The 6492-nt window shown below is 38.7% G+C and carries 6 protein-coding genes and 1 pseudogene; 3 read left to right on the top strand and 4 right to left on the bottom strand.

Annotation, left to right across the window (positions count from 1 at the left end):
* Positions 1-184 (top strand): hypothetical protein (locus tag RWN13_RS23495; RefSeq protein ID WP_314068668.1); only part of this gene is annotated, 184 nt, incomplete at its 5' end.
* A gap of 227 nt (positions 185-411) precedes the next feature.
* Here RWN13_RS23495 and RWN13_RS23490 read toward each other — a convergent pair.
* Positions 412-648: a type II toxin-antitoxin system PemK/MazF family toxin gene (locus tag RWN13_RS23490; RefSeq protein ID WP_314068666.1), complete on the bottom strand. Its 237-nt coding sequence runs from the start codon at positions 646-648 to the stop codon at positions 412-414.
* 646 nt (positions 649-1294) lie between these two features.
* Here RWN13_RS23490 and RWN13_RS23485 point away from each other — a divergent pair.
* Positions 1295-1477 (top strand): hypothetical protein, encoded by a 183-nt coding sequence (locus RWN13_RS23485; protein WP_314068664.1) that lies wholly within the window; start codon positions 1295-1297, stop codon positions 1475-1477.
* An 837-nt stretch (positions 1478-2314) separates the two neighbouring features.
* Here RWN13_RS23485 and RWN13_RS23480 read toward each other — a convergent pair.
* Positions 2315-5146: a hypothetical protein gene (locus RWN13_RS23480; RefSeq protein WP_314068662.1), complete on the bottom strand. Its 2832-nt coding sequence runs from the start codon at positions 5144-5146 to the stop codon at positions 2315-2317.
* 226 nt (positions 5147-5372) lie between these two features.
* Here RWN13_RS23480 and RWN13_RS23475 point away from each other — a divergent pair, with 226 nt between their 5' ends.
* Positions 5373-5495, top strand: coding sequence for a hypothetical protein (locus RWN13_RS23475; RefSeq protein ID WP_314068660.1), 123 nt, complete (start codon positions 5373-5375; stop codon positions 5493-5495).
* 383 nt (positions 5496-5878) lie between these two features.
* Here RWN13_RS23475 and RWN13_RS23470 read toward each other — a convergent pair whose 3' ends face one another.
* A complete protein-coding gene (locus tag RWN13_RS23470; protein ID WP_314068658.1) occupies positions 5879-6106 on the bottom strand; it encodes a hypothetical protein in 228 nt (75 codons plus the stop codon).
* Between the two features lie 72 nt (positions 6107-6178).
* Positions 6179-6492: pseudogene (locus RWN13_RS23465) on the bottom strand (hypothetical protein); the annotation flags it as partial.

Below are 6492 nucleotides of genomic sequence, written 5' to 3'. Positions count from 1 at the left end.
TATCTGTCATTTTGGGTTTATCTTAACGCCTATATTGTATAACCCCTTGAAAACGCTGTCAATATTTTTTTTATTAAATAACATGAAAACAGGAGTTCTTTTAATGGCTGATTTCTGGCTGTTGGAAGGGCTCTTTTATATTGCAAGAAGTGTGCCAATTGGGGGGGTGGTGGGGATTAAATAATTTTGGTTGGGGGCTTGAGGAGTGTTTGAAGGCATTTAATTTGTGAGAATGGGTAGTGTTAACGGTGCTTCTATCCTCTTGCAACTACTACACCAATTTCCCACTTAAAAACTATGAATAACTTTCTTGCACTCAGATAAGCACGCCTCTGTCGCTTCATCAAAGATTGTAAAACGAGTGCCGTAAGCCATGACATCAATTGTACGAATGTGCTCACATAAAACGGCTCAAGTCACAATACAATGCTTCGTGACTAAAGGGACATGTAGTGGATATTCCTTAGTTTTACTGATGATTGGTGCCACAAATAACATATGTAGTGACACTTCTTGTAACATTTTAGACAAAATGAGGAAAGGACGATATTCCTTTTGTTCGTAACCTTTAATAGGGTTAGAGTTCATCTTGAAGATATCCCCTGGAGCAAAATCTGAATTCCTTACAACCGTTCTCTTTTTTATCATGCCCATTCTCCTATTTTCTTTCTCAGTACGACAGGGCCAACGATTCCCTTCAAACTAAAACATCTAAAAAAGAAGTCCAAAAAGACATTAAACTAATTCATGACCTCGCAGCTCCCCCCAATCGAATTCTACCTGATCAGACTCTGTCACCACATAGGCTTCGATATGACTAACTAATTGAAAAAATGTTAGAAGAACTCTGGATATTTAATCCATTTCAGTTTATAATGGTGCCATAAAAATCCCAACTCTGTACGAATCACAGTCTGAGACGCAACCATCAGAAAAATGGTTCAATGGTCAAACTGATAGTTGGTAAATGACGTGTGACAACCGATAGTTTTCTAACAAACTGACGCTGAGGTAATTTGAGATACGCTACAGGTGGCTCCTTTACTAGTTAAGCGAACCATTTAACGCTAATTCTGCCCTATTTACGATGTTTAGGACTGCCTTTATAACACAATGATGAAAAGCTTGAAATGAAAACGCTTGCCGAAAATATCCTAAAATCAATCGAGGTCCCTCTCTTATTTAGTAAATAAAGGTTCGTATTAAGTATGGTTGTTTCAGTTATTAAATAAAAGACGGAATTAACTCGGTCGTACATTTAGTTAGTAAGAATAAAACGAAGAAGGTAGGAAAAATGAATCCATTTATTGAAAAAATACTCGAAGAACGTGAAGATAGAGGGTTTGAAAAAGGCAGAGAAATCGGACGTGAAGAAGGTCTTGAAGAAGCTGCCATTAATTTAAAATTAATCGGTGCTCCCTTAGAACAGATCCAACAAGTAACTGGACTTAGTGTTAGTCGTATTTGTCAATTGTAACAGCTTGGTGATCCACCAACTCTAAGTCCATTCCTAGAGTGAGTCTTAATTTCTCAACATTAAGAACGGTTACGCTCTGTCATAAGCATAGAAATAGTGGGAAAACATGATAGATGAGTTAATTCCAGCTACGTTTTAACATGAACTGAAGCGTAAGACGTGGGAATATAGTTGGTTCAATGATTTATTGGCTTTGTATGTGTTAATAAGACCTCGACTATCTCTTTTTGATAGTAGTCCTCAGTATCCTGCTTTTCTCATTATTTCAATCAGTGAAAATGGCTCACCCTAGAAACCTCAACATAAGAAATAAACTTAGGAACAAGACGCGCTGGTTCAATAGCCTTAACGTTTATAAAAACTTTTTTTAATACCCATTAGTATTAGGCGGTTCTTCAAATTGAGCTCCATAAGAATAAACAGCCAGTCTTTTCGGCATTCTTTAAGCCTTTCTTTACATGCTCTGGAGAACGAATGTCCCGTGCTTATCGAGGTTTAAACTAGTTCAATAGGACACCTCGCAACTCTCTCCAATCGAATTCAACCTTATCCGACTCTGTCACCGCATCATTTCCAACTTGCTTTCTTTAATAATTTTCCTGACCTTTTTTTAGTTAACATGACGTTATTTTGGAGGCTTAAAAAAAGACAAATAGAACTCCCCTTGATACACACTGATCGTTTAGCTCTATTTGTCATCTATCAAAATTTACAACTCATAGAAGTCTTTTGGCCTATAATTTGTCTCATAAATTATCAGATTTTCTTTATTTAGATCTTTAAAACACTGCCAATCGCTACTTATCCACAGAAATATACTTGATTATCTTCAAAGTTTTACTGCGTTCCTACGGGTTTCCCAACAGTTGGGACATCTTCAAGACTCCACATAATCTCGCCACTATAATTCCCACGAAAATTGTTACCTGAAAGTTGATATGTCAACCCTCGTTTCTCAGTCCAGCTAGTCCCTACTCCTGTCGTTGGATTTTCTAAACTGGCTTCGCCACTCTCAATGGTCGTTTTCTGATTCCATAATAACTCAATTGTCTGACCCTCTGCTGTTACATAATAGAATTGGCCTCTCAGAGTATGATCCTTAGACTTGAGGTCCGTTGCTTTGATCCCTAATTGCCAATTTCCTTTTAATCGATTGTCATAAATGGTTAACTCACCGTCAAGTTTAATCGCCTGTCTATCGAAATTGCCGATAGACAACTTCATAGTCATTCTTTCAGGGATACTGGTTAATTTAAGTTCTGGTAATACTGCTTTAATAACAACCACGTTATTAGGATTTTTTTCGGCACCATCTAAGATTACTCGATAAACTGACCTAAGATCATAAGGGATTGATACGGACGAATCCCACTTCCCTTCATACAGCCTCTCACCTGTTCGCTCATCTGTAATACAATACGAGTGGGTGTCCAACAAGTCAGTCGTCTCCTCACTCAGACTGTTCTTAATTGCTAAACCAAAATAACCACCATCACGATTATCAAATGGCCTAATGGTTCTTTGATTGGCAGCCACAGCGAGGTAGTTTGTCGCGGTCATTGTGAGTGGCTGATTGTCGCCAATAAAGGTCTGGCTATACCCTTTGTCTTGTAAAAATAAGGGAACTTCTTGACTATTAATGGTTAATTCATTATAGGAAATATCTAAGATACTTAAGGATTGTTGATCAAGTTTAGGAACTTGGTTTACCAAATGATTGTTATTTAATTTTAAGCTTTGTAACGCCTCTAAATTCTTTAAGTTATCTGGTATGGTCCCCGTTAACTCGCTGTGACTTAAGTCTAATTTTTCGAGACTCTTAATCGTTCCTAGTTCTTCTGGGATCCCTTTACTGATGCTATTTCCGGTATATGATAATTCCTTTAAGCCTTGTAGACTGTCGATTCTTTTAGGAATAAACTGACCGGTGTACCGCGAATTTTCCCCAACACTGATCGTCAAAATAGCTCTTAAATCCGACTCATATAGATTTTTTCCGATGATTTTCGGGTGCAATTGACGATTAATTTCATCAATTAGCCATGTTTGATCATCAAAATAGTCATTCCCTACTGGCTGGTTTCTCACTATAACTGGCACTGTAATAGACCGCTTCAACAACGGCTGTCGACGACTTCCCAGGACAACCCTCGCTTCAGACGCCCCTACTTGATTAAACAGTAACTCTTTTTCAAACCCCTCTACTAGGATGTCGTCATCTGGGATCGTTGAACGCTGCCCCTTGATCATCTCATGAGCCGTCAATTCAGCGGTACTTCCGCCTAAAATAATCGATTGTGGAACTGGTTCAGCGTAAATGCTTGGAATAATTTCTGCGATACCTGACGATGTACTAGACGTTGCCACCTCTCCTTGATTTTCTCTTACCGTATAGGCAGATAATGGCAACTGATAGGACTGACTTTCTGCAACATAAAAAGGGGCAACTGTTTCAACATCTAAGTCTTTATAGGAAACAAAAATCTGGATGCCTTCACCTTTTAGCTCCTTAAGCAATTGTTTAGATAACCTGATTCGAAGGTCATTATCTGCTAAATTAATAATGTCACATTGATCTGTAATATCCTTGCCGACTCTGTTTCGAACACTAACCGTTTTAGGATCGATTTTCGATAATATGGTGCCTTCATCCTCTAAGATAATAGTAAGGTTAGTTGGATAAAATTGATCGTACGTTGCGATTAAACTTTGGTTAATAACAAAATCAGCTGAAAACTGATCTTGATTCTTTTTTCCTTCAATCAAAGGTGCCGAATAATCGGGAACCCGTGGTGATTCCACTGCACTTCGAAAATAATGATAATCAGGGCGATAAGCGAAACCAATTTCCGCTCCTAGCTGAAGGGGAAACTGATTATCAAAAACAGCAATATAGTTTTGCAAGGTTAAATGCGTTGAAAAATAGGGCGAGCTCGGTCGAATGCCTAAAAACGGTTGCTTTGAATCACTCCAATTTGCCAGACTAACCTGTGTGGATGTTTCTTTTAGAGACGGTATTTTTAAATAGATTTTTTTCAACCCAGCTTGACTAAATTTAACCTCCGTCCATGTCTTATTGGGGCCATTATAGCCGGCATAAGCAAATATCTCAACTGGCATTTCAGTATAAACGCCTTCGACTGGTTCTTTTGTGTCGCTATAAACCAATTGAAGAGAGGCGCCCCTACTATCGACAGCAGAAGTTCCTTGCGTTAAGCTACCATCGTTATTTAACATAATCCCATTTAAGGACTCATAGGGACTGCCAAAAAAGGTAATTTTTAATGCCGTTTGCCTCATTTGATAAAAGCCAACGTTATTGTAATAAATGCTCTCTCCCCTTTTATACGTTCTGACCGTATTTAACTTCGAAAAAAATGCCTTACCATCTTCACCTACGACATCTACTTTCATACTTTCCCAACTTCCCATGTAGGCTGGTCGAATAATTGCTTTGTCATTTTGAAGTTGACTCCCCACAAGTAATTCTCCCTTAAAATCAAGTTCGGAATAAAGATCCGTTGCAGTAACCGCACTCACTGGATTATAAGCGAATCCGTAAGCCATCGTCCCTCCCAAAATAACTTGCAAGGTTTTACTCATTAAGTGATTGATTCGCTTAATACCCTTTGATGGATGATCTTTTCTCTGGTAACCAAATATAGCCATATTATTCTCTCCTCACATGACTCTAGCGCTCGTTGCTAATCCCACTCGTTACCAAAAGGATGCTCTCGCCTTTCGTAGTAACCACGTCGATTGTCAAACATCCAAAGCTTATCATGTATTTCTATAACTATGTCATCATTCTTTGCGCGTCAATACCATTTATTGACTCAGTGCTTTAAAATCAGTATCCCTTCGACTTTAATGCTAAACCTCAGGTTGATTGTTAATGATCGTTCTAGAAGGACATCACCCTAACATTTGCAGTTGGAAGGGAACCATTCATTTTGACGAGCGTCTTTTTTTGATGGTAATGGAAGAGTTGAGTGATTTAGATTATCCAGCTACTTAGCAAAAGAACTAGATATCGCGTCCAGCCCGTTGATGTTTCGCCTGACATGATGCGAAAAATAGAGAGGGGCCTTATTTATGTATGCTACACCAACGCAGCTCAACATAGTTGAGTTGCATTCAAAAGTTAAGTAAATTGCTATTATTCTGACATAAGTATAAGACACCACGTAAGTAAGGTATATCTGAGTTTACAAACAGACACTTCAACTATCAAAAACAAACCCGTTCATCTCCCTAGAATTAAGCTTCTTTCCAAGTACAGAGGGATGACATGGTTTGTTTTTATGTGTTCCATTTATGAACTGTGGTGTTAGCTAATCACTTCTTCACCCTAAATTAACCGCTTGACACTAAACTTATCTATCTATTAAAATACGCCTCCTAATCAGTCATACTCGCGGATTCAATTTCCCGGCTTAGCTCTTGCAACCTTTGCAAGTCCAAATTTGTCCATTTTTTTACTTGCTCAAGTGACATTCCAGAATCGAGCATACTGATAGCTATACGTTCTTGCTCTTCTGTTTTGCCTTCCTCTTTGCCTTCTTCCTTCCCTTCATACCGTCCCTCATCACGAGTGGCTATGTCTCTCAACCTTTGCATTTCAATCATCACTTGCACCTCCCGAATGATCTCTTAAATCCCAGCAAACTACTTGGTTACATGTCAGAAACAAGGGAAACACTAATTTTTTATTTTCCGACTTAGCTCTTGCAACCTAGGCAGACCTAACACTGTCATTTTTTCTATCTGGTCAGGTGACATTCCCAATTTCAGCAAATTGATTGCGACAGCTTCTTGACCTTCCAAAATTCCCTCTTCGCGTCCTTCTTCCTTCCCTTCATACCTTCCCTCATCACGAGTGGCTATGTCTCTCAACCTCTGCATTTCAATCATCACTTGCACCTCCTTATTGTCTTTATAACTAGCAAGTATCCGTTGTGCAAAGCGCACATCTTCATCCGCTTCCTCAGTCAACTCTTGATTATTAAAATACC

Source organism: uncultured Vagococcus sp. (assembly GCF_963518325.1).
In the GTDB taxonomy this organism is placed as follows: Bacteria; Bacillota; Bacilli; order Lactobacillales; family Vagococcaceae; genus Vagococcus_D.
Note: the sequence above shows the minus strand (reverse complement) of the source record. Positions and strands in the feature narration are given on the sequence as shown.

Excerpts from the sequence above, each read along its gene's own strand:
- RWN13_RS23490 (WP_314068666.1), bottom strand. The coding sequence starts at position 648 with ATGATAAAAAAGAGAACGGTTGTAAGGAATTCAGATTTTGCTCCAGGG.
- RWN13_RS23480 (WP_314068662.1), bottom strand. The coding sequence starts at position 5,146 with ATGGCTATATTTGGTTACCAGAGAAAAGATCATCCATCAAAGGGTATT.
- RWN13_RS23470 (WP_314068658.1), bottom strand. The coding sequence starts at position 6,106 with ATGATTGAAATGCAAAGGTTGAGAGACATAGCCACTCGTGATGAGGGA.
- RWN13_RS23485 (WP_314068664.1), top strand. The coding sequence starts at position 1,295 with ATGAATCCATTTATTGAAAAAATACTCGAAGAACGTGAAGATAGAGGG.
- RWN13_RS23475 (WP_314068660.1), top strand. The coding sequence starts at position 5,373 with ATGATCGTTCTAGAAGGACATCACCCTAACATTTGCAGTTGGAAGGGA.